This is a genomic window from Nitrosospira sp. Nsp2 (assembly GCF_003050965.1).
Lineage (GTDB): Bacteria > Pseudomonadota > Gammaproteobacteria > Burkholderiales > Nitrosomonadaceae > Nitrosospira.
Genome location: NZ_QAOU01000010.1, coordinates 23,344 through 44,799, shown reverse-complemented (window position 1 = coordinate 44,799; position 21,456 = coordinate 23,344). Strand labels below are relative to the sequence as shown.

General features: G+C 53.3%; 14 protein-coding genes. 6 read left to right on the top strand and 8 right to left on the bottom strand.

What is annotated here, in order from left to right; all coding sequences use genetic code 11:
- Nucleotides 1-221: 221 nt before the first annotated feature.
- Nucleotides 222-1,853: an NAD(P)/FAD-dependent oxidoreductase gene (locus C8R31_RS15105; protein ID WP_107694954.1), complete on the bottom strand. Its 1,632-nt coding sequence runs from the start codon at nucleotides 1,851-1,853 to the stop codon at nucleotides 222-224.
- Nucleotides 1,854-2,302: 449 nt separating this feature from the next.
- Between C8R31_RS15105 and C8R31_RS15100 the strand changes: the two genes are divergently transcribed.
- On the top strand, nucleotides 2,303-2,728 hold the full coding sequence (locus tag C8R31_RS15100; protein ID WP_375136137.1) for a hypothetical protein: 426 nt from the start codon (nucleotides 2,303-2,305) through the stop codon (nucleotides 2,726-2,728).
- Nucleotides 2,729-2,844: 116 nt separating this feature from the next.
- On the opposite strand, the gene C8R31_RS15095 is transcribed toward C8R31_RS15100, so the two are convergent.
- The 3 genes from C8R31_RS15095 to C8R31_RS15080 form a co-directional block, all read right to left on the bottom strand.
- A complete protein-coding gene (locus tag C8R31_RS15095; RefSeq protein ID WP_181320659.1) occupies nucleotides 2,845-3,528 on the bottom strand; it encodes a response regulator transcription factor in 684 nt (227 codons plus the stop codon).
- An 832-nt stretch (nucleotides 3,529-4,360) separates the two neighbouring features.
- Entirely contained in the window at nucleotides 4,361-6,007 is a 1,647-nt protein-coding gene (locus C8R31_RS15085) for a hypothetical protein (protein WP_107694947.1), read from the bottom strand.
- 856 nt (nucleotides 6,008-6,863) lie between these two features.
- Complete coding sequence (locus C8R31_RS15080) at nucleotides 6,864-7,286, bottom strand: hypothetical protein (RefSeq protein WP_146164611.1); 423 nt, start codon at nucleotides 7,284-7,286, stop codon at nucleotides 6,864-6,866.
- Nucleotides 7,287-8,018: 732 nt separating this feature from the next.
- Here C8R31_RS15080 and hflX point away from each other — a divergent pair.
- Nucleotides 8,019-9,359, top strand: a complete 1,341-nt coding sequence (gene hflX, locus C8R31_RS15075) for a GTPase HflX (RefSeq protein ID WP_107694944.1) — start codon at nucleotides 8,019-8,021, stop codon at nucleotides 9,357-9,359.
- Between the two features lie 744 nt (nucleotides 9,360-10,103).
- Here hflX and C8R31_RS15070 read toward each other — a convergent pair.
- A complete protein-coding gene (locus tag C8R31_RS15070) occupies nucleotides 10,104-10,376 on the bottom strand; it encodes a hypothetical protein (protein WP_107694942.1) in 273 nt (90 codons plus the stop codon).
- A 926-nt stretch (nucleotides 10,377-11,302) separates the two neighbouring features.
- On the opposite strand from C8R31_RS15070, the gene C8R31_RS15065 reads away from it, so the two are divergent.
- Together C8R31_RS15065 and C8R31_RS15060 are read left to right on the top strand one after the other, a co-directional pair.
- Nucleotides 11,303-12,085 carry an SDR family oxidoreductase gene (locus C8R31_RS15065; RefSeq protein ID WP_107694940.1) on the top strand — a complete coding sequence of 261 codons (783 nt, stop codon included), beginning with the start codon at nucleotides 11,303-11,305 and terminating at the stop codon, nucleotides 12,083-12,085.
- Nucleotides 12,086-12,300: 215 nt separating this feature from the next.
- Nucleotides 12,301-14,184, top strand: coding sequence for a GGDEF domain-containing protein (locus C8R31_RS15060; RefSeq protein ID WP_107694939.1), 1,884 nt, complete (start codon nucleotides 12,301-12,303; stop codon nucleotides 14,182-14,184).
- Nucleotides 14,185-14,360: 176 nt separating this feature from the next.
- On the opposite strand, the gene C8R31_RS15055 is transcribed toward C8R31_RS15060, so the two are convergent.
- The 3 genes from C8R31_RS15055 to C8R31_RS15045 all read right to left on the bottom strand — a co-directional run bounded on the left by C8R31_RS15055 (nucleotide 14,361) and on the right by C8R31_RS15045 (nucleotide 19,340).
- Nucleotides 14,361-14,711, bottom strand: coding sequence for a PEP-CTERM sorting domain-containing protein (locus tag C8R31_RS15055; RefSeq protein ID WP_181320649.1), 351 nt, complete (start codon nucleotides 14,709-14,711; stop codon nucleotides 14,361-14,363).
- Nucleotides 14,712-15,241: 530 nt separating this feature from the next.
- Nucleotides 15,242-17,926 (bottom strand): MMPL family transporter, encoded by a 2,685-nt coding sequence (locus tag C8R31_RS15050; RefSeq protein WP_107694935.1) that lies wholly within the window; start codon nucleotides 17,924-17,926, stop codon nucleotides 15,242-15,244.
- Nucleotides 17,927-18,140: 214 nt separating this feature from the next.
- Complete coding sequence (locus tag C8R31_RS15045) at nucleotides 18,141-19,340, bottom strand: cupin-like domain-containing protein (RefSeq protein WP_107694933.1); 1,200 nt, start codon at nucleotides 19,338-19,340, stop codon at nucleotides 18,141-18,143.
- Between the two features lie 156 nt (nucleotides 19,341-19,496).
- Here C8R31_RS15045 and C8R31_RS16110 point away from each other — a divergent pair, with 156 nt between their 5' ends.
- Nucleotides 19,497-19,649, top strand: a complete 153-nt coding sequence (locus tag C8R31_RS16110) for a hypothetical protein (protein WP_181320647.1) — start codon at nucleotides 19,497-19,499, stop codon at nucleotides 19,647-19,649.
- A 575-nt stretch (nucleotides 19,650-20,224) separates the two neighbouring features.
- Entirely contained in the window at nucleotides 20,225-21,358 is a 1,134-nt protein-coding gene (locus tag C8R31_RS15040; RefSeq protein ID WP_107694932.1) for a hypothetical protein, read from the top strand.
- Nucleotides 21,359-21,456: the final 98 nt, after the last annotated feature.

Sequence of the window (21,456 nt, the reverse complement as noted above, 5' to 3'; positions counted from 1 at the left end):
AAAAAACAAGTGCCGAATTTGCGGCGGCCGAAGTAAGAATCGGGGTTAAATCTGGCAATGAGCCAGCTAGGCAGGTAAAAGACCTCTTCCACCGATCCCCGCGGGACATCCGCTCCCGCCCGTTTTCATCCCCGCTATCCTGTGTAATCACCAATTCCTTGTTCGCCTCGACGGTTAAATTCTTAGCTGCGCGCTTATACACGCGCGGTGATCTCTTCTTCCTATGCTATCTTCTCCTCAGGCGGAGGCGGCGGACAAGGATCTACGGTCATCCCACATGATTCGCGCATCAGCAGGTTCGCCGCGCGGATGCCCGACCGCAGCGCACCTTCCATGTAGCCAAAAAAGGAAACATATGTGTGTTCCCCAGCGAAGTACAGCCGCTTATGGAACGCAACGTTGAGTTTCGGGCCGACCTTGAAGATCTCGCCGTTTGCCTTTGGCGCCCAGTAACCGGTCTTAATGAAGGGCTCGTTCGGCCAGTCGCTGTAGTACGTCTTGTTCAGATTTCTAGAATAGCTGGGATAGAGATCTTTCAGCTCTTTCTGCATTTCCAGCTCGGTGGGCGGACGGGGCCCACCTTTCCCTGAGCCGGGCAGCGTGGGCCCGGCAAAGATGTTCAGCACGATGCCCTGGCGGCCGGTCTGCATTTGGTTGTCGGTGCCTTCCCAAATCTGACCCAGCTTCAGTGTCCCCCCGCTCGGGGCGGAGGGGATCTTTTCCGTAATCCAGAACCGTCTCTTAAAGCTGCTGAAGAACTTCACCGCCGGGCCTCGTCCCATTACGCCAATCTCCGCCTTGAGATCAACTGCGCTACCGTTGTCCTGGATCGTTACGTCGCTCCAGACGCTAGGCGGGACCGCCAGCACTACGTATTGAAAACGCGCCGTTTTGCCTGCGCTGCTCAATTTCCCACTCGGCCAAGCCACCGATCGTGTCGTCAGCTGCACATCCTGCGGATGAATTTCGATCTGCGTTACCGCTGTTTTCAGCATCAAAGCGCCTCGGTTTTTCCGGATCTCACTGGCCATCTCATCCGCCAAACGCTGGCAACCATCCGCGCAGCGAAAAATCTCCAGCTCGTCCCAATACCCCATCCGCCCGGGATCATCGATTTCGAACCGCTCGCTCTGCCCACCCTTCACCTTTAACAGCAGACCCAGGTAGTTCATTTCTTCCAGCTGAGAGACTTCATCGTTGACAAGTCTTAACTCCAACATCTTCCATAGGCGCTGCTGTTTTGGATTATTCGGGTTGACCTTGTGCAGGTTAATCAGCGCGTCTCTTACCGTCGTGTTGTCGTAATTCTTCAGGATATTCAGCACGACTGGGTTGGTTTCGTTCCAGGGGCAGGTCTCTTGGACGATCCACTTTGCCGCGTTATCGGCAATCGACTTTAACACCTGATCAACATCTTTATTGAGCTGATGGATTTCTGCCCAGGTCAGGTCCTTCGTATTATCCAGCCGTAGTTTCAAATTCAGGCGTTCTCGCTCGTACTCAAGGTCCCCCATCCGGTTGATCATCGCGATGCCATACTTCTGGGCCAGTTTCAGCCACGCGGTGTGAAACGAGCCGATCAATTCGGCGCCCTCCTCGATAATGCGCCCGTTGGCAAACCGTGCATTGCTGCGAACGCGGCCGCCCACCTGAGGATGTGCCTCGTATAACGTCACTTTGACGCCATGCTGGCTGAGCCGCAGGGCGGCCATGAGCCCGCCCAGCCCGGCCCCAATTACCGCCACGCGCGTGTTTTTCAATCGGTTCCTACAGTCTTGCGAGATAGTCGTCAGGGGCGTAATCGGATCGTTATCCATGGTACCGTCCGGTCGGGATGCGGCGCTTGTGACCATCCTTTTTCTCCGTAATTTTCCCGGTTCGAAACAAGAGACAGGGAGGTATTTTAGTTTGGGGGAACGCGCCCTAAGGCCAGATTGGCTATTGAGTTGCGCAGACTGCTTATAAATATAATAGGTGGTTAGTTATAGCTTTGCAGTGACTTGTATTCCGGCTGCCTGTGCCACCCTCAGAGCCTCGGCCGCACTCATAAACGGGTAACCAGCCCCTAATACCGGTTTTGCGGGTCCAGATTTAGGGATATTGCGTCCGTATCGTCCGAACCGTTTTCTCTAATATTTTCAGTGGGTTGGTACGGACGGTCAAGTTGCCCTCTTGGTCGCTACCGTCCGCAGGCGGTCAACCGTCCACAAAGTAAAAGGCACCAACCCGTTGGCGGAACTGGATTTTTCTTCGCCCTCGGACGATGCGACAATATGGACCAACAAAGCAAGAGGTTAGGTAAATATCTCCGCTGGAGGTCAAGCCGAATCTCGTGCAGCAACTGTTGGCCGATTGCGACCAGGGAAGCGATACCTTGACGCTGCTGAGCCTGACGTTATCCCGTTTGTACCGTGATTACAGCAGCGATAGCGATCTGCGCCTGGACGAATATCAGGCCATAGGCGGGATGTGTAACGTTATCCGTACCGAAATCGAATCGATATTGTCCCCTGATCCGGAAATACAAAAGATCCCAGCTCGACACATTGCATGCCGCATTCATTCCCTGGCTTGCCTCGTGCACGCCAAGTCATTTCACAGCCGGGGGATGAAAGGCATCGCCAGTCAAAATTCGAGTGCCGCCTGCGTCAGCGTATCGCCCCGCTGGGCCAGAGGCACGGCGGCAATTTTTGTAAACAGTGTCCCGCCGGATCATAGTCCGCACTAAAATCTCCCTCGCCCATTTCGCCAGCATCTCCAACTGCAACGCAGTGAGGGAGGTGTTTCTCGCAGCGTGGCGCAACGCAGTTGGATCTTTTATCCAACACGCAGGCGGTAGATCACTTAACTTCGGGCAGGAGAAATCAGGCGGTAACCAAGTCCGTGAATCGTCTCGATTGGGTCGTACCCTCCAGCCCGGCTCAGCGTCCGGCGAAGTTCGTGCATATGGCTGCGCAAGGTATCACTGGTACCTTGCTCATCCCCCCAGACTTCCGATTCCAGTACTCTGCGACTGAACACCCGGCCGGGCTCGCCCATCATAATGGTAAGCAGCCGAATGCATTTTGGTGTCAGCTTAACGCTCGCGCCGGCAAATTGGATAGAGAGTGTTTTTGGATCAAATGACAGGTCACCAGTGTCGAGCCTTCGACTGGTAACTTTGCCGCCGCGACGCTTGTGCATGGCGACCAGCCGGGCCTCCACTTCCTTCAGCGCAAATGGCTTGACCAGATAATCATCGGCACCGCCATCGAACCCTTGAAGCTTATCGTCCAGGGTGTCCCTGGCGGTAAGAATCAGTACAGGCGTATCGATGTCAGCTTCCTTGCGGAGTTTCCGGCACAATGTGATGCCGTCCATGGCCGGCAAACCAAGATCAAGCAGAATTCCGTCAAATTTTTGCGTTACGGCAAGATGCATGCCTACGATTCCATCTGCAGCTGCATCTACGGTGTGCCCGCGAGCCTCCAGGAAGTCATAGAGATTGGTGGCGATCGCAGGATCGTCTTCAATGATAAGTATATGCAGCGGAGCGAATTCGTTAGATATCCGGCTTTGGCTAGCCGTGACAAACGTGTCGGGGGGCCTATTTTTAACAAGTGAGCGCATAGATGCCTTATAAGAGAATTAAGATGGGGGAGAAGTACGTACCCCTGAATAGAGTGTTAAGTGGATCTTTTCCGGGTCAAACGTATCTCATAAGTTCTCTCCAATACCGTCAGATCCGAGGACGGGCCAAAAAACGCGGAAAGCTCTTTTTGATCTCCGTCTCGTTAAGCCCAAAGTGGCTACTTCGACTCAACGATTACCTGTCCGGAAACTGCATTAGGATAGGCAACGCTGGAACCGTTATGCCGGACATGAATTACGGTGAGGCGTAAGTTAACATGCCGCTACGCAAGGAAAGGTCCTGTAAATGTGATCAATTTGTGATGCCGAACGTGTCAAAAGTGATTAGAATCGGCCATAGCTGTTCTCGAACATCGTATTGATGTTGGTTGGTCAATTAAATGTAGGAAGAACGCACCAGCGTGGAACTGGTTAAGGCCCTCGTCGACGTAGAAAGGGTGATTTCGTGGATTAAGCAGTGATGGGCTTTGCTTTAGATCGCCCGGAAGCGAATGCCACGTTGCCAGCCTGCGCAAGACCTGATCTTAAGCTTAGCGGGCTTTATTTCCTATCCGACTTCCCTTCATCGTGCAAAAGGGCGTTAACAATCCTACAAGACGCGAGAATTATGCAGCGGGATCGGGCAACCAGAACGACGCGGACGGATCGACTTGCACGTGCGCAGACCGGGCCCCTGTTTCTGACGCTGATTACCCTCCTCCAAAGACGGCTGCTTTAGTAAAAGCTAATGCTAGAAGGCTATCTGGTATTGCAAAACGAACTGACCGCGATTAGCGATTTTATTTCCCCCGGTGTTGAATACCGGCCGGTTTTGATAATCAAAGGTAACCTTACTATTGTGTCCTTTTATAAGCCAGTTCACACCCACGTTGAACACGTTCATCTGGTCGCGCAGCCGCTGAAAATTTGCGCTTGTGAACGAAAAGTAGGGCATTAACTGTCCGTTATTACTGCCTAGCAAATCCCTGGACATTAAATAACCTATTTGTCCGTACCAGATATCGCCCGTCCCGAACATCGGGAAGGCGTTGCCCCCGCCATTGAGCGAGTTTCCGCCAGTAGCCGGCGTCATGCCGATTCCATTGGTGCGCAAATAATTGGGCCCGTAGTTCGTGTTGAAATAGCCAATATAGGCAGAGATGGCGGTTTCCTTTACCTTGTCCACCGGCGCGTCGAGATAGGCAGCTACGGACCATAGATTCATGTCGTGAAATTGAGCGGTGGCTTCCGTTGCGCCCGTCCAGGTGGCGTTTTTTTGCGAAATGAACCCACCCTCGAGATTCAGGATGCTTTTTTTACCCAGATAGGTTCCTTGCCAATACGGATTTGTCATCGGTTCCGTGTCCCAGAAGTTCAATACGTAAAACCCCTGGTAACGTTTGCGATGCCCGGTCCGGGCAAATTGGGCATGATCCAGCGAAATTGGCTCAAGCGCCACCCCATCGGTGTTTACCGGGAAAGGATCGCTGGCGGTGAACCGATAGTTGAACATGCCTATCTGGCCCCTCAGATACACGCTTAAGCTTCTGTTGAACAAATCGGTGCGATCGGCAGTTGCTTGTGCAAACAGGGGAATGTCCATCGTCATGATTGTGCTAACGCTTGGGCTGCTGAAGCGGGACATGCCATTAGCCATGACCAGACCGCCTCCTACGACCATCTGGTGACCTTTCGTAAGTCGCAGTTCGCCAAAAGCGTCGTGAAAGAAGGCCTGGATCTTTCTGTTGCCGAGATCATCAATACCGCTATTGGAACTGCTTCCGTTTTGAGACAGAAAGTTAAAGTTATTCATACCGTATTGAGTATAAAAATATACGCGGTCGGTAAGCTGTCCTTGCAATACGAAACGGGTCCTACGGAGTCCGATGTCCTGCGTGTCGTCTACCGGTTCCCCCATCACGCTTGATCCCGGGTTATTTTGCTCATATCGCAGCCAAACCTGATTCAGAAATCCAAACTTCAGATATTGACTACCGTCGCCATTCAGGTTCCATTTAAATGGATCAGGAGATTTCCAGTTCGCGTAGCCCATTCCTTCGGGGTTTGGAGGAACCTGCTTTGGCTTTTCCCCTGGCTTGATTGCCGTGGCCACCTCGGTCGCGGCCGCCGGGGAATCGGCCGGTGCGATTGCATCGGATGTGGGTGCTGTTTTTCCAGGTACATCCGCTACCTTTTCAAATGATCTCATGCGCACGCGGCCTTCACCCGGTTCGGCGTAAATCTGCTTTGTTTTGGTGTCAACGTAGAGATCGATGACATAGGAGGCTCTGGATGAGCGAGCTTCAGGAGCCGGGGGTGGCACCGGTTTATCCTCGGCACACAGAGACGCCGAAAGCAGGCAGCCGGACAGCATCATTAACGGTTTATTACGTTTCATTATTACCTCCCTGTCTTGTTATGAAAGATACATAAATCGTATTTATAAAATGTTTAACCTCTTATCTATTTATAAAGTTCCAGAAGATTGTCTTTAAGCGATAAAATTAGCACATAGCTCGTCAATAATGCGTGATTGGGGGGTGAAAGGGCGGTGAAGAATTTTGTAAAAAAATGTCATGGGAAAGTTAAATAAGTATAAATATATGCCGAACAATTATTGATAAAGCAAGAAGGTGGTGAGGGAAGGGAATAGACTGCGGAGTCGATGGTAAGGCTCGGCCTTGCAGGGCCGGGAGGGCAGAAGAGTTTCTTCTGATTTGTGAAACGGTTCTTGCGTTGTATGAGAGCTGGGGAAGAAGAGACATGCGGAGGGTTTAATTAAAACACCTTCAACCTCCGGCGGCCCCCCCAGCGGAGATATTTGTATCCACATTAGGGTCGGGGCCACACCAGTCGGGACCGAAAAAGATCCGGAAAAGTTTATCCGGAAGGCTTTCCTTGGAGGGTATTACGGGCCGGCACAAACAACGCCGTGCCGACGGCGACCGATCCTGGGAACCCCGGACGCCTGACTCCTCCACGGTAGGAGCATCGCTTTCTGAGCAGGGTGAATGTTTGCGTTGATTTTCGTCGTTCGCCTGCGGGGCGGAACTATTCAGCTGAGGGGCATGCGTGGGCGATTGGGCGGTATCATGTCCGGCGATAGAGACGCCTGCATGCAGGACGCTCACGAGGCCCAACAATATAATTTGGGCAAGTATCCTGACACACGCTGCCGGTTTTCCCAAAATAACCCTTTCTGTTCATCCTACGGTTTGCGGATTGGCGCAATCAATTTGTCGCTCAGGAAAAAATCAACCGCCGGCACCTCCGGCGGAGATATTTTCGTCCACGTCCCTGTTTGGACCAGACGGGGTCGATCCAAACAGAATTCTTCCGAGCGTGCAAAAAAAATCCTCCTGATCTGGCGCGGAGTGCCTGCATGAGCCATAGCCTTGGCTTGGTGGTAGCCAGCCCGACGAAGAGCTTGAGTCGGCAGATACTTCCTGTCCGGCGCTAGTAGAAGAACTCTTTTCTGCCGGCATGCGCTCCGGGGTTTTGGCCTCATCTTTTTCACCCGGCATTGGCTTGGCGGTTTTATCAAGCAGCCATGGTGCGGAATCGCTCTGCTGTTCCGCTATGATGATCTGAGCAGAAGTGACACCGCTTATCATGAAAGAAATTATGCCCAGTATGACGTATCGCGTCATCAACCTGCCTGGAGATGAGCCCCTCATGATATTTTCCCCCTGCGACTAGCGGAAGCAACTGCGAAAATAGACCATCCCCGGAAATTGCCTCCAAATAAAAGAATTTGGTCATGTAAACCTGATCAACTCATGGATACCACCTGAAAGCCCGATGCCCCGTCATACGCCTAGTTAACCCGCCTTCTATCCCCTATCCGAGGTTACTCATGTATCAGGAGTGAATTTAGCGGACAGATTCATTGTCCGCCGCGAGATGCGGTGACGGAAAATGGATCACGAATGAAGCTATTGAGCAGCAGCGCCCGGTAAGCTCAGGCGATAGGAACCCGAGCCGGCCGACAGTTTGAAAGCCCGTTATTTTGACGGCGAAGATGAAGTCGGCTAATTGTTGGGTTTACGGTAGCACGCCCGGTGTGAGAAAAGCCTCGGTGAAATGTTAAAAAAAAGTTAAGCCCGGATGGCTGAGTCGGCGCGAAAACCAGCCTGCCTTGAAACAGCTCAACGCCGTAACTTTTTTGCCATCGGACTTTCGAATCCGGGTTGTGCCAGCACTATCCGGGGCAATCGGTTCATCCGCGCTTAGGGGGCCCCCAGTTTGCGCGCGATGGACAGCAGCGAACGGGAAAAAGCCGCCGCGGTATATCACACGGAAAGTGAATTCCGTTAATGTTCAGTCCGTAAATTGCATACTTAAGGCCGGCGGCTATTACATTTGCAGGTACTATCCAAATTCGCCCACTCAAGGTATGCAATCCCCTCATGCAAAGAGAAGTTGAAGAGAAATCCAGATATGCCGTAGTGGCTGCCGTGCAACTGCCGAGCGTGAGCGATAACGAGTTCGAGGCTTCCCTGACCGAGTTGCGCGAACTCGCAAAAACGCTGGGGTATGAGGTCGTCCGCACGTTCGTGCAGAAGCGCTCAGCCTTCGACACGACAGCATATCTCGGTGTCGGCAAGCGGCAGGAAATACGCAGCTTCGTGAACAACGAACCCGCCGAGCTCGAGGGAATAGTCGCTAATCCCGAGAGCCGGGATATCGATACCATCCTGGTCGACCACGAGATCTCACCATCGCAGGCGCGCAACCTTGAAAAGGAGGTCGGCTGCGAGGTAATGGACCGCACTATGGTCATCCTCGAAATTTTTCATCGCAACGCCCGCTCTCGCGCTGCGCGCGCCCAGGTGGAGATCGCGCGTCTCGGTTATATGGCACCGCGCCTGCGCGAGGCGGCGAAGCTTGCGGGGCCGCAGGGGCGGCAGCGTAGCGGCGTCGGTGGCCGGGGGGGCGGCGAGTCGCACACTGAACTGGACCGGCGCAAGATTCGTGACCGCATCGCCGAGCTTCAACAGGAAATCGCCGCGATGGATGTCGAGCGGAAGACGCAGCGTGCGCGGCGGCATGAGCGCCAAGGGTTGGCTAGTGCTGCGCTCGTCGGCTATACAAACGCCGGAAAGTCCACCTTGATGCGGGCCCTAACGGGAAGCGAAGTGCTGGTCGCGAATAAACTCTTCGCCACGCTTGATACCACAGTGCGTGCCCTCCACCCGGAGAGCGTGCCACGCGTGCTCGTCAGTGACACGGTCGGCTTCATAAAGAATTTGCCACACGGGCTCGTCGCCTCGTTCAAGTCAACGTTAGACGAAGCGCTTGATGCATCCCTGCTGCTCCACGTCATCGATGCCAGCGATCCGGGGTTTGAGCGCCAACTTGAGGTCACCGATAGAGTGCTTGAGGAGATCGGTGCGAATGTCGTGCCGCGCATCCGCGTCTTCAACAAGATTGACCATGTCGGCGATGCAGCGGCGCAAGCTGAACGCGAAGCTACCTTGCGGACACAATACCCCGATTGCGTCGTGATGAGTGCGCGGCGCCCTGGCGACGTCGCGAAGCTCCGCCAGACGATCGTTGCGTTTTTCCAGAAGGATCTGGTTGAGGCCGAACTTTTTCTTCCCTGGTCGGCACAGCAACTGCGCGGGGGAATCTACGCAAGCTGTCAGGTGCTGGAGGAGTACTCAGACAGTGAGGGCGCCTTCTTTCGGGTTCGCGGCGAGCCCAATGCCATCGAGAATCTTCGCGAGCGGTTCAGCCAGGTGCGATAAATTCGGCGCCCTTGATCCCAATACGCTGAATCAATGTACCAGACGTTGGCGCCGGTGAATATTAATCAAATTCGGAATGGTTTACTGGCTCCCGACTGTCATCATGGAACCGATAGAACATAACAACGATCCAAGTAAGGGCGGCTACTATCCTGTATCCTGTAGTTGCGTTTATTAATATGTGAACATCATCAATAAGGAGAGCATCATGGCAAAAGGTCAGCAAAAGAAAAACAAAGAAGCAAAGAAACCTAAAAAGAAACCGACACCTGCTATCTGACTCGCTATTGCGCTGAACAGATCGAGTGACAGGGAAGGGTGAACGATATCGCCGATTTGCTGGTGTTTTGGGTTATGGAGATTCACTGGCAGTACTAGGCCGGCTTTGAAATGAAAGTGTTTGAATCGCTGCGAGCCTTTACTCGTATGGCTCGCCAGTTCGGACAGATCTGATAATTGTAGTCAATAAAGCGCTGCTCTGGATCTTCAATCTCTAACTGAGACATTCCTCGTCCGTTATCGGCAAATTCAAATGCCTGAATTATGCCGATTTCGGACTGTCGTCACCGGCGGCAACGGATCAAGCTCCGTAAATCGAGCGAGATCTCAATGCCTTGAGCGAAGCTCGGCATTCGCTGTTTTAAATGCCGTTGTTAACCACACACCCAACACTGTGGGCGCCGTTGAACCATGGCTAACCATTGGGCCTCGAGACTGTTGCCGAACATTCGAAGAAAACCAGCATTAATGAATAACTTGTTCCTCCGGTTGAACGCATAGCACTCCCTTTTTCATAGGGACGGCCTTCGATTTGATAGCCTTGGTTTTGCGAGTCTTCTTGTTATGCTCGCTCGCCAGCTTCTTTACAGCAAGATTATAGTTTGCCCATAAAGCATCAAGCTCCTGTGCGTGGCGCTCAAGCATCAACGTATAGGTATCCTGATGCTGGTCGCGGAGCGCATTCTTTGCGCGAAGATAAAGTTTGTGACGTCGTTGTGCTTCGGTATTTTTTATCATGGCTCACGATAACCGGCATTGCGCGTAAGCATAACGAACAATACGCGGTCAATTTCCCTCCCTAAGGTCAGCAGACAGATTGATAAAGTCCCTTTTTTTTCCCTGCTTGCTCCCGCTGATTAGAAACAAGGGAAAGAAGAGAAGTAGGCCCAAGCGCCACCAGCACTTCAGGCAATTTACGCATTCAGAGATCCGTCCAGTAAGACCACATGAAGGCCTGTACGCTACCGTTTGCGTTTTACTGTTGGTATCTTACGGCTTTTGAAGATGACGACATATTGGACTGAAGTACACCAAAGGTGGCCTTGTCTACTGAAACGCCATGATTTAACTCGAGAGTGTTCGCTGAGAGTGCGGACGTGGTTAAGGTGTGTGAGACGTGCTACGCGATTTCGGGAACGCTTCGCAAAAGAGCAGCGCGGCGTTTCGCATCCACTTGTGCTTTTATCACGAACGCTTCTTGTCCGACATCACCGCATGGTGAGCCTCAAGCCTGAACGTTATCTTTACTGCGAAGATACTACGCGAGACCCACTCCTCTGCGGGCGACAAGAAGCGCTCCGATTTTTTCCGTTTTACCCGCCCATTCGAGGTTGGCTACCTACTGCATCTTCGTTTTTCGTTAACACTAATTTACTTGGTGTGGGAAGGATAATAAACGTACAACCATGATCCAGAATATATTCATGGTAATAATCAAGCCATGCTCGAGATATCCGCCTGGGGCTCGATAAAATATCCCCTTAGTCACGCCGGTCAATTGCAACTCGCCGTTGTAAAGTATTGCCATCCATGAAAACTGAACAAGTCGCCTCTTCAGTATCGTGACTGCAACCGTTTCCGGCAATTTCCCCCCAAAGCCCTGCTACACTTGAACATGCATTAGGAGTTGCGCGCAACAAAATCATATCTCTGGACATTCACTGATGACATTAAACCTTGAACTCCATGGGCGCCGAGTGCTGGTCACAGGCGGCACGAAAGGCATCGGTAAAGCAGTCGTCTCGCGGGTAAGGGAGGAAGGCGCCAAGGTACTCACCACGGCGCGTTCGCGCCCCGGCGACCTTTCGCCGGATGTGCTGTTCGTGGCCGCGGATCTCACGACGGTAGAAGGCTGCGCTACAGCCGTGGAGGCAGTGCATGATCAGTTGGGCGGAGTGGACATCATCGTCCATGTCGTTGGCGGATCCTCCGCACCTGCCGGCGGGTTCGCTGTGCTGAATGACAATGACTGGCAGCTTGCACTCGATCTGAATCTTTTTGCCGCTGTCCGACTCGACCGCGCCCTGCTGCCCGGAATGCTTGAGCAGGGGGCGGGTGTGGTCGTCCATATCACCTCAATACAGCGTCAAATGCCGCTCCCCGATGCAACGATGGCTTATGCCGCCGCAAAAGCGGCACTGAGCAATTACAGCAAGGGCCTGTCCAAGGAAGTCAGTCCCAAGGGAGTGCGCGTGGTGCGGGTGTCCCCCGGTTGGGTTGAGACAGAGGCGGCCCTGGGGCTAGTCAACGAGATAGCAGACAAAATAGGCGCCGACTACGAAGGCGCTCGCAAGACGTTGATGGACTCCCTCGGTGGAATCCCCTTAGGGCGCCCCGCAGAGCCAGCGGAAGTCGCGGATCTCGTTGCTTTCCTGGTATCGCCGCACGCTGCTTCTATCACTGGAGCGGAATACGTTATTGATGGCGGAACGATACCGACGGTCTGAGTAAATTCCTCGGCGAGCAACGGAAGCCGCGATGTAGCCGTCCCTGGACGGGAACGCTTAACTTTTAGCGCCGCAGGTGGGTCAAAGGCCCGGCTCTGGCTAACAGTGAATTTTCGCCATTTCTTCTGCAACGGGTTAAAACGTTCAACTTGCCGCTGTTGCGCATAATGCTACCTGGGGAACATCAATCGCGCTATGGAGATGACTGGGATTTTATGCCGTCGAACAAAAAGCCAAACAAGTTAGAGAGCGTCAGCCGCGCATTGCGAACCTTGAGCGCCGGCAATCGCACGTTGCTGCGGGCATCGGACGAGCAGGAGCTTGTGCGCGATATGTGCCGGGTAATCGTTGAGCAGGGTGGCTACCGCCTCGCGTGTGTCGGATACGCGCGAAATGATGAAAACAAGACCATTCAGTGGATGGAGTGCGATGGAATGGCCAAGGAACATCTCCAAGCGCTCTATCCCTCTTGGGCTGGTACAGATGTTGGCCAGACCCCATTCAGTACCGCAATTAGCACGGGCAAACCCAGCGTGGCGAGGCACGTCTTTACCGATCCGGTCTATGCTACCCCCGCTCACGCACAATTAATGGAGCTTGCAATAGAGAGAGGCTATGCCTCCGCGACGGCGTTTCCACTTCAGGTCGAGGGAGAAATACTGGGGGCGCTCTTAATGGCCGCGGCCGAACCCGAGGGATTTGATGAAGAGGAACTCGAACTGCTTAACGAGCTGGCGGACGACCTCGCATATGGGATTGCCACCTTGCGAATGCGGATCGAGCACCGCAAAGCTCAAGAGGCTATTGCTCACCTTGCTTACCATGACCCGTTGACCGGTCTGCCAAATCGTATCCACTTGCATGAGCGTCTGGGGGAAGCGATAGAGTTCGCCAAGAGACAGCACCACCCCTTGGCATTGCTCTATCTTGAAATCGGGCAATTCCATGAAATCAACGAGATCCTCGGGCATCGCGCAGGAGACCAATTAGTGCAACAACTGGCCGGGCGTCTAACGAGGGCTGCGAAGCTCGACGAGCTTCTGGCACGGGTAGGCGAAGCCGGCTTTGCTCTGCTGGTACCGGATGTCGGAGCCGATGATGCTGCCAAGGAAGCCCTGCGGTTCCTTGACGTTCTGCATGACCCAATGGAGATATCGGGGCTGACGGTAGACGCGCCGTTATCTGCTGGAATTGCCCTGTTTCCAGGGCATGGAAGCGATGCCGAAGCCCTGCTGCGAAGGGCCAACGCCGCGGTGCGAAGGGCGACACCCGCAAGGGGCGGCTACGCCTTCTACAGCGGTCAGGAACAGGAAAACGCGCTCCGGCTTCGCCTGATGGGTGAATTGCGGCAAGCGATCGAAAGGGACGAACTGCGCCTCTATTGTCAGCCCAAGGTTACCATCGCTTCCCGCCAACCCTGTGGCGCTGAGGCGCTCGTGCGCTGGGAGCACCCCTTGCACGGTTCGATCGGCACCGGCGAATTCATCAAGCTCGCCGAACAAGCTGCGCTCATCACCCCGCTTACAAACTGGGTATTGAACGCCGCATTCAGCCAGGGCTATGTATGGTATGAGGCCGGGCTGCGAAGGCCGTTGTCGGTAAACCTATCGGTGCATGATCTGCGTGAGCCAAAACTGATCGAACGTATTCGGGGCCTATTCTCTACCTGGGGCCTTCCGCCAGAACTCATTCAATTTGAAATTACCGAGAGCGCATTGATGGAGGACCCGGCAAGCGCGCGGGATGCGCTGGTTCGCCTGAAGGACCTTGGTGTGGAGCTTTACATTGACGACTTTGGCACAGGGTATTCCAGCCTCAGCTACTTGCAGAAACTGCCGGTCGACTGGATCAAGATCGATCAATCTTTCGTCATGCCGATGGCGACAAGTAGGGATTCTGCGCTGATTGTGCGATCAACTATCGAGCTGGGCCATAATCTTGGACTACGAGTGGTCGCGGAAGGCGTAGACAGCCAGGTCCTGTGGGATCAGCTCGGCACGTGGGGATGCGACGTAGCACAAGGCTTTTTTGTCAGCGAGCCGATGCCGGCGGATAGGTTTAATGAGTGGGAAACCCACTGGTCCCCGGCTTCGTCCTAACCTTGCTGGATTTCCATCTTCTCTCGGCGGCGTTGAAGAAGTGAAGCGCTACATCGATGACTTCCCCCGATCGAAGGATATCTTTGAGTGTTTTTCGTTCCGCTCATGACCCTCCGTCGCTGTAGGCGCGTTAACCTCACCAACAAATCCGTCCACCCACAAGCAGAATGACAGCTTCAGCCTGATCTTCTGGCTACCACAGGCTCCCTGCTGCCACCTCCTCCGTGGAGTTGCCGTCTATTCCGCGCCCTTGATACGATAAGGCCCATAACCCCGGCACCGACAAGCAGTATCGTGCCAGGCTCAGGAACCTCATGCACTTGACCACGGCCTCCCTTCGAATTTGACTGGCCATTATTCTGCTTGTCAGAGCCAAAAGTCAGGGAGGAAATTGCGTCATCGGAGAGGAGGCCCGGGGGCGGAGTCCACGCTTTATCCGAGGCTCCATCATTTTTGCCTAAGTCTGCTTGCGCGAAACCACCCGCTAAAAAACTCATCAACAGGGCGATTGCAATTTTGATATGCATGACCTTATGCCTCCCCAATTCCGTGTGTTGTCGTGCGCATGAAAGCAGCATCCGTCCGGTATGTTACGGATTTTGACTGATTTGCCTATTGGATTAAGGTACACCCAGTATGCGGACAGAGATATTAAGTAGGGAGGGAGCAAAAAAATCCGAGAGGCGCAATATGGCAGAGGCATTAAAAAAGTCCGGCGATAAGGAATAATCGCCGGACCGGATATCCACATGGGCAGATACCATAGCGCCTCAGAGGGTGGGACGCACGCTCACAATCTCATAAATGTATGTCGGCCTTGTGACAGCGCAGCTTCAGAAACGAAGAAATGTAATAACCCTTAAGAATAATGTGATCTCGACCATTACAGATCCGAGGAGGATTGACATGGACCGTATCATTATTTGGGGAACGTTTGTTCTTATTGTTGTTGTGGGTTTTAATTTTGTCGCATCCTAACCGCGCAACAAAAGGCCGCGTCGGCGGGGTTTGGATGAGACGTTCAGTGCGGGTTCTTTTTGGTTGGAATAAATGATCTTTAGTCGCGCAGGCCTTCCACTCGTTGATACAGCAGCTCGTTCCTTTTTGTCAACACTAATTTACTTAGTGCGGGAAGGATAATAAATGTACAAACCATGATCCAGAATATGCCTATGGTGATAAGCAAGCCCATGCTCGAGATTCCGGCGTGCGGCGAGAAAGCTAATCCACCAAAGCTGGAGGAGGTGGTCAGCGCTCCATAAAATATCCCCCTGGCGGTGCTGGACTGGTAGATGTTCTGCTCTTCAGGGGGCGAATCGCGCAGCTTTACCAGCATGTGAATGCCGTTGTCCACCCCCAGGCCCAGTAACAGTGGCAGGGCAATGATGTTGGCAAAATTGATGGGAGTGTTGGTGATTGCCGCGCTGGCCATGGTAAAGAGCCCGGCCAGTATCAGCGTCGCCATGATCAGTGTCGTATCCAGGATATTGCGGCGGATAGCGAGCAAAACCAGTGCGATGGCGACCAGGGCAATCACGATAGCCTCCTGAAAAGCGGCAGTGACTTCCCGCATGGATTCCCAATAGATGACCGGCAGGCCGGTTATCAGAGGTGCGATCGATTGTACTTCGGCAATAAATTCTGCCAGGTTGGTTAAATCGCTCTGGTCTTTTTTGGGAAAGATCTGGATGCGATATAACCCTTCCTTGCTCAGCCAGTCATCCCTGATATCGGAAGGCAGATCATTCAGGGTGATTTCTCGGGCTTCCAGGCTGGTCGATAATTCTTTCATGACCTGTGGCAACGTGCCGAGCAGCGCAGTCTGGATTTTTTCGACGTAAATCGTCCGGCTGGGTTCCGGCCGTGCATCAAGCTCGATCAAAATTTCCTGCAGTTCCTTTTTTAAGCGCGTCAACGATTCACGATCGCGGCCTTGGTCTTTTTGAAGCAGGAGGGTGTCGATGGCTTCTATCAGATGAGTGATGCCCGGCGCCGGAGCGGCATCGGTTTTCAGTTCGGGGAAATGCTGTAACTGCGGGCCAAGTATCAGCACCAGTTCTTCGATCAAGGCCAGTTTTTCATCCTGGTCCGTGGGTTGAAAATCAAAAAGGCTGACGGTTTTACTGACTGAAGGTAACGCTGCCAGTCTTTGCTGCAGGATTTTGGTGCTGTTTGCGTCCTTTGCCAGGACATTCAACGTGAGCGGAGTAGTGTCCTCATCTCGCATCAGTTTTTTGAAAGCGATGACCGATTCGGTATTTGGGTCGCGAAGATTGATCGGATCAAAATCGGTTTTCAAATTAAATGCCAAAACAATTGAAACGATGCCCATGAAGACAGTGACTACGGTAACCGGTCGGGCATACCGCAGCGGCAAGGCCGACAGTTTCTGTGCGAGCTTTGAAAATACGTTCGTACCCTCCACCGCCCGGAAAGCTGTTGGAGCCGGCGCGATTTTCAGCAGCGCCGGTAAGGCGATCAATGTGATCGACAGGCAAATGAACAGGCTGGTCCCTGCCAGCAGGCCAAGCTCAGACACCCCTTTGTAATCCGTCGGGATAAAAGCATATAGGCCTATGGATGTAGTACCCGCAGCCAGCAAAAGCGAGGGCGCTACGGTCATTAAAGCGGCGCGCAGCGCCAGCTCCTTATTGGCATTTTCCTTCAGATTATCCCGATAGCGCAGGCAAAAGTGGATCCCATATTCCACGCCCAGACCGATATTGGATACCGCAAAAGCAACCGAGATCAGATTCAGTTCCGTTACGGCGAAAGCCGCAAATGCCCCGCAGAAAACCATGCCCAGGGCCAGGGTCAGCAACGTGGCGACCATAAGTAAAACTGATCGGTAGGCAATCAATAGAATACATAACACCAGCACAACGGAGAAAACGCTCGCCGTAAAAGTGCCCGCGCTGATACCCGCAAGCTCCTCATCCTCTAGGCCGACTTCGCCCGTTACCCAGACTTTGACCGGGGGGAGACCCGAGCCCTGGATCTCCGCAGCGGCTTTGCGGATAGCATCGATTGCATGTTCGGCGGGACGGATTTGCGAGTAATCGAGCTTCGGCGAGACAATAATAAATTCTTTATCGGAACGCTTTTTGTTCTCGGCAATCAATGATTCCCAAGAGAGCAAGGTATTTTCGCCATTGTTTGTTTTATCCAAAACATTTGCAATTTTGTCCGCTAGCGAAGCTAAATCGATAGGCCCAACCTGGGCCTTGTCTGTTGCCTTCTTGTCCGTAGCTTCCAGGGCATCCTTGAAAATGGAAAAAAAACCGGTCAGGTTGGGTTCCTGCGCAATTCTTCCGATAAATGGCTGAGCGACTGACAGGTCGTGGGATAACGCCTGCAACTCGTCAGTATCGAGGTAAAGCAGGCCGTTCTGCCGGAAAAAACTGTTGTCGTTAGGGATGTATGCGGAATTGAAATTGGCCTTGTCGCGGCTGATCAAGTCCAGCATTTTTTTGCTTGCAGTTCTGCTCAATTCTGGTGTTTCCGACTCCACCACCAGCAAAAGCGTACTCAAATCCTGTGAAAAGGCTTGCTCATAAAGCCGGCGGTATTGCTGAAAAGGCGCATCGGGAGCAATCAGCTTGCCGGTGTCAGTATCAATGCGCAAATGGTCGGCCGTGTACTGAGCGGCCAAAATACCGAGCGCAACCAGTATCAACAGCACCGTAAAAGGGTGGCCAAGCGTCCAGTTTCCCAGCAATGCGTAAGGGCGTGTTGTTAACATAATCGATCAGTCGGCCTCGACTAATTCATGGTAATTCGATCTAATCGGACATTAGGTTTGCGGAAGATGGAATCACGGAGTTCGGCAAAGTTGGCAAAGGTCGTCGATCTTGCTCATCGAGCGCGTCAGCGCTAAGGGGTAACCCACGCACCCGACGCTCGCCTTCAACCCTCCAACCGAAGTCATCCTATTCCTACATCAGTCGGGGGTTGTTTCAGTACAAGCCGGTTTCCTGCTCGTTGTGATCGGTGTCGGCGGCCAAATCGCCCATATTGCCGCGTATGCTGCAGCTGATGACTTCGACGCAGCTTTTCCAGAAACCACCCGAGAGCAGTTGCAGGCCGCGGAAATACCTGTTCGACATCTTCGTTGGCGCCGTGTACCGGCATGTAATTCCCAGGCCTTCTTCATTGAGGTTGATTGTCTTGTGCCACATCCATGCCGGGAAAAACAAGACATCACCCGGGTGCAGGTCGAACTCATAGCGCGGGGCGTATTCCACCAGCGGAAACGTATCACGGTCCTTCGGTTCGCCCTGATCATCGGCGCTGAACCCTGCGAATCGACGCATACCGTTCCCCAGCGCGGCAGGGTATAACAGCCAGGAATATTCAGATTCAATCAAGGTCCAGCATTTGGACCCCGATACGGCAAGATACCAGTTGGGGCCTTCCTCGCAATGGTAGTTGGCGTTCAATCCCGCCCCCAGGCCGAGAATCAGGTAACTGAGAACGGGTTTCGATGGCCGGCCCATGACCGGGAAGTATGCGTGGGAGCGTGGAATACTAAAATATTTGTAGAAAGCCGGGTTTTGGTCGAGCAGCAATTGTTGGGGGATAAAATCGCGCCGTCGATCCTCTGCAATCTGGTGGAGTTTCGCATTGATCATCTTCTTGCTGCGCTTGTCCAGCGCCTGCACCACGGTGTCCGGAAACCGCTCCGCCAATCTTGCGAGTGTCCAGTCTGTCGATGCGTGGCCTGCAAATCCTCGCAACACGCATGGAACGGATAGTTTGACGTGCTCCCGGTAAAACCGGTCCGGTTCGATCTCCCCAGGCTGATATTCAGAAATGGACAGAACTTTCCTGCAGGGCACGCCGTAGTTTTGCAATCGCTGCAATATCCGCTGCTCCGTACGCCGACGAGCCTCCCCCAAAAGGTCGGGATTATGAGACAGGTGCTGGCACAGCATGATGCTTTTCAGTGCCAAAACATTTCCATACCCTAGCGGCAGGGTAGCTACACCGCGTTTACCCATTCGCTCAAAAAAAAATGTGCGCAAGAAAAACTGCTGCTCTGTCACCAATTGCCAGATGGCATATAGAACTGTCGCCACCCCCGCTAGCGGTGTGGCCAGCACGTTTCTCACACCCGCCACCCAAGTTCCTTCTTGTGCCTTTCCGGTAAGCTCCATCGGAAACCTCCTTTGGTCCGCCCAAATCCTCTAGTGACGCTGCCGTACTTCAGATCGTCTCGGCAAGTCCCGCTTCTGGCAAAACTGGCAAGATCGATTTAAGTATAGGTGACCCCACCCAATAAACGGTACCCAATTAAAAGTAGCATTTCCTGCATGATTTTCACTATTGGTGGAAAGAAGTCGTGGGGTGGAGAAGAGAAAGTGTACGGAGCAGCAGATGCTTTTTCCCTGAAAGAGGCCGAGCTTGGAAGCCAGTTGGAGGGGTATGGAGGCAAGGTGGCCATCATCGGTGACGGCACGTTCTAAAACCGGAAGAAGCATGGCGCGCCCGGGCTATCGGGATTTGCGCCCCTTAAGGCAGTTGGAAGAAGAGAATGCCAGGCCCAAGGGGCTGCGCGCCGACTCGAGCGAAACAAGCGTATGTTGCTTCATGTGCTGGCCAAAAAGCTCGGAGGTCTTCCGCCAGTCTAGGTCGACGTTGCGACGTTCCTGTAGCGCCCACGAAGCGTAACCTTCGCAAGTGTCCTCGCGTTCTATCGAATGGAAGTCCACCTTGCCAACGCTTAAACCGCCGTGCTAAATCTTCAACCCGGCACAGTTGCGAGTCCCCACATAATCCCAATCATGCCAGCCCCCAAGCCGTCATGAGATTTTCTCCTCGTTGTCGGATACCTTGACATTTTTCGGCAGTAGTACCGATTCATTAAGATAGGTAACCATTCTCAGACAACGGGTTACTCGGTAGGCCTTTTGATCCGCAAAGGTTGGCACGCTTTGTGCTTTTCCCTTGGTTAGAGCACCGGGTGTTGCTATTTCTCAGTGGTTCGGGGGATGGGAATACTGGATGTTCTTTGTCGTTAAAACAATAAATAAGAGGAAATATGAAAAATTTGAAACACACAGCAATCGCTGCGGGGGTCATCGCAGCGTTCAGCGGTGGGATGGCGGACGCGTCGCATTTTCGAGGCGCGGCAATGATTCCTTCCGTTGACTCAGACGGGAAACTAACGGTTACAACCACGAGCTTTTGGCGGCCGACTTCAGTAAGCAGCGTCGCGTCAAACGTAGGTGGGGCGAGCCTTGTTAGTCGCGCATCGAGCGTAATCGATACATCCGACGTTCGTTTTACCAAGGTAACAAATGTCGATACGTTCCAGCTGTCCGGCGGCGGGACTTTTAGCATCACAGGCAACAGTTGCTGCCGTGTTGATGGCATTGCTAACTGGCCCGGCAGCAACAGTTCTACCAGTTGGACGATGAATTCCACGATTGTGTGGAACGGTACCAGCGCGAACACGCCCATTCTCTTCAACTTTAGTGCGGTTCAGCCTGAGGTCGTTCGGGGAAGCGACTATTCGGGCAACCTGGGCGCGGTCGCAGGTCCCGGCTTGACGTTAAGCTACGACCAGATTTTGAATGGCATTCCGACCCAACCGCCAGGTTTCACCATTGATCCCGTTACCGGTCAGTTATTCATCTCTGCAGCCAATACTGCGACATATCCGGACAACGCCGATGGAAACATCGGCGCTGATTATGCCTTCAGCGGCCACATCAATTCGAGCGACGGCAGTAGCGTGGAATTTGACTGGCTGTTTGACGCGGTCAATACGGGCAGCGGCAACCTCGCTCCAGTTGTGTCGGACATGGTCATCAATGCGTTGGTAGGCGACACCATCAACTTCCAGTTCACCGCCACGGATGATGGCAATCCCAATCCTCCCGGAGGTTTAACCTGGAGTTTCGTTGGTTTCCTGGGGGGAGGTATCAACGCGCCAACCTTCAATTCCGCTACTCAGCAGTTCGTGTGGAATTCAACAGGCTCGGCGGTAGGAACGTACGTCGCACAAGTGCAGGCCTCCGATGGATCGTTGACTGATATCGGGCTGCTGACTATTAACCTTGGGAACGACAATGGGCCCGGCGGACAGATTCCCATACCTGGCACGCTGTCCCTCGTCGGCCTGGGCCTGATGGGGCTGGGCGTTGCAGGACGTCGTAAACGCGTGAAGTAAGGCAATCTCTGAGCGAGAAGGTGGGGGATTCAGAATCCTCCACCTTCAGTCCCAAATGTGCCTCAAGCAACATTCGAGCAACATTTAATATTATCGAC

Excerpts from the sequence above, each read along its gene's own strand:
- C8R31_RS15105 (WP_107694954.1), bottom strand. The coding sequence starts at position 1,853 with ATGGTCACAAGCGCCGCATCCCGACCGGACGGTACCATGGATAACGAT.
- C8R31_RS15085 (WP_107694947.1), bottom strand. The coding sequence starts at position 6,007 with ATGAAACGTAATAAACCGTTAATGATGCTGTCCGGCTGCCTGCTTTCG.
- C8R31_RS15080 (WP_146164611.1), bottom strand. The coding sequence starts at position 7,286 with ATGAGGGGCTCATCTCCAGGCAGGTTGATGACGCGATACGTCATACTG.
- hflX (WP_107694944.1), top strand. The coding sequence starts at position 8,019 with ATGCAAAGAGAAGTTGAAGAGAAATCCAGATATGCCGTAGTGGCTGCC.
- C8R31_RS15070 (WP_107694942.1), bottom strand. The coding sequence starts at position 10,376 with ATGATAAAAAATACCGAAGCACAACGACGTCACAAACTTTATCTTCGC.
- C8R31_RS15065 (WP_107694940.1), top strand. The coding sequence starts at position 11,303 with ATGACATTAAACCTTGAACTCCATGGGCGCCGAGTGCTGGTCACAGGC.
- C8R31_RS15060 (WP_107694939.1), top strand. The coding sequence starts at position 12,301 with ATGCCGTCGAACAAAAAGCCAAACAAGTTAGAGAGCGTCAGCCGCGCA.
- C8R31_RS15055 (WP_181320649.1), bottom strand. The coding sequence starts at position 14,711 with ATGCATATCAAAATTGCAATCGCCCTGTTGATGAGTTTTTTAGCGGGT.
- C8R31_RS15050 (WP_107694935.1), bottom strand. The coding sequence starts at position 17,926 with ATGTTAACAACACGCCCTTACGCATTGCTGGGAAACTGGACGCTTGGC.
- C8R31_RS15045 (WP_107694933.1), bottom strand. The coding sequence starts at position 19,340 with ATGGAGCTTACCGGAAAGGCACAAGAAGGAACTTGGGTGGCGGGTGTG.
- C8R31_RS16110 (WP_181320647.1), top strand. The coding sequence starts at position 19,497 with ATGATTTTCACTATTGGTGGAAAGAAGTCGTGGGGTGGAGAAGAGAAA.
- C8R31_RS15040 (WP_107694932.1), top strand. The coding sequence starts at position 20,225 with ATGAAAAATTTGAAACACACAGCAATCGCTGCGGGGGTCATCGCAGCG.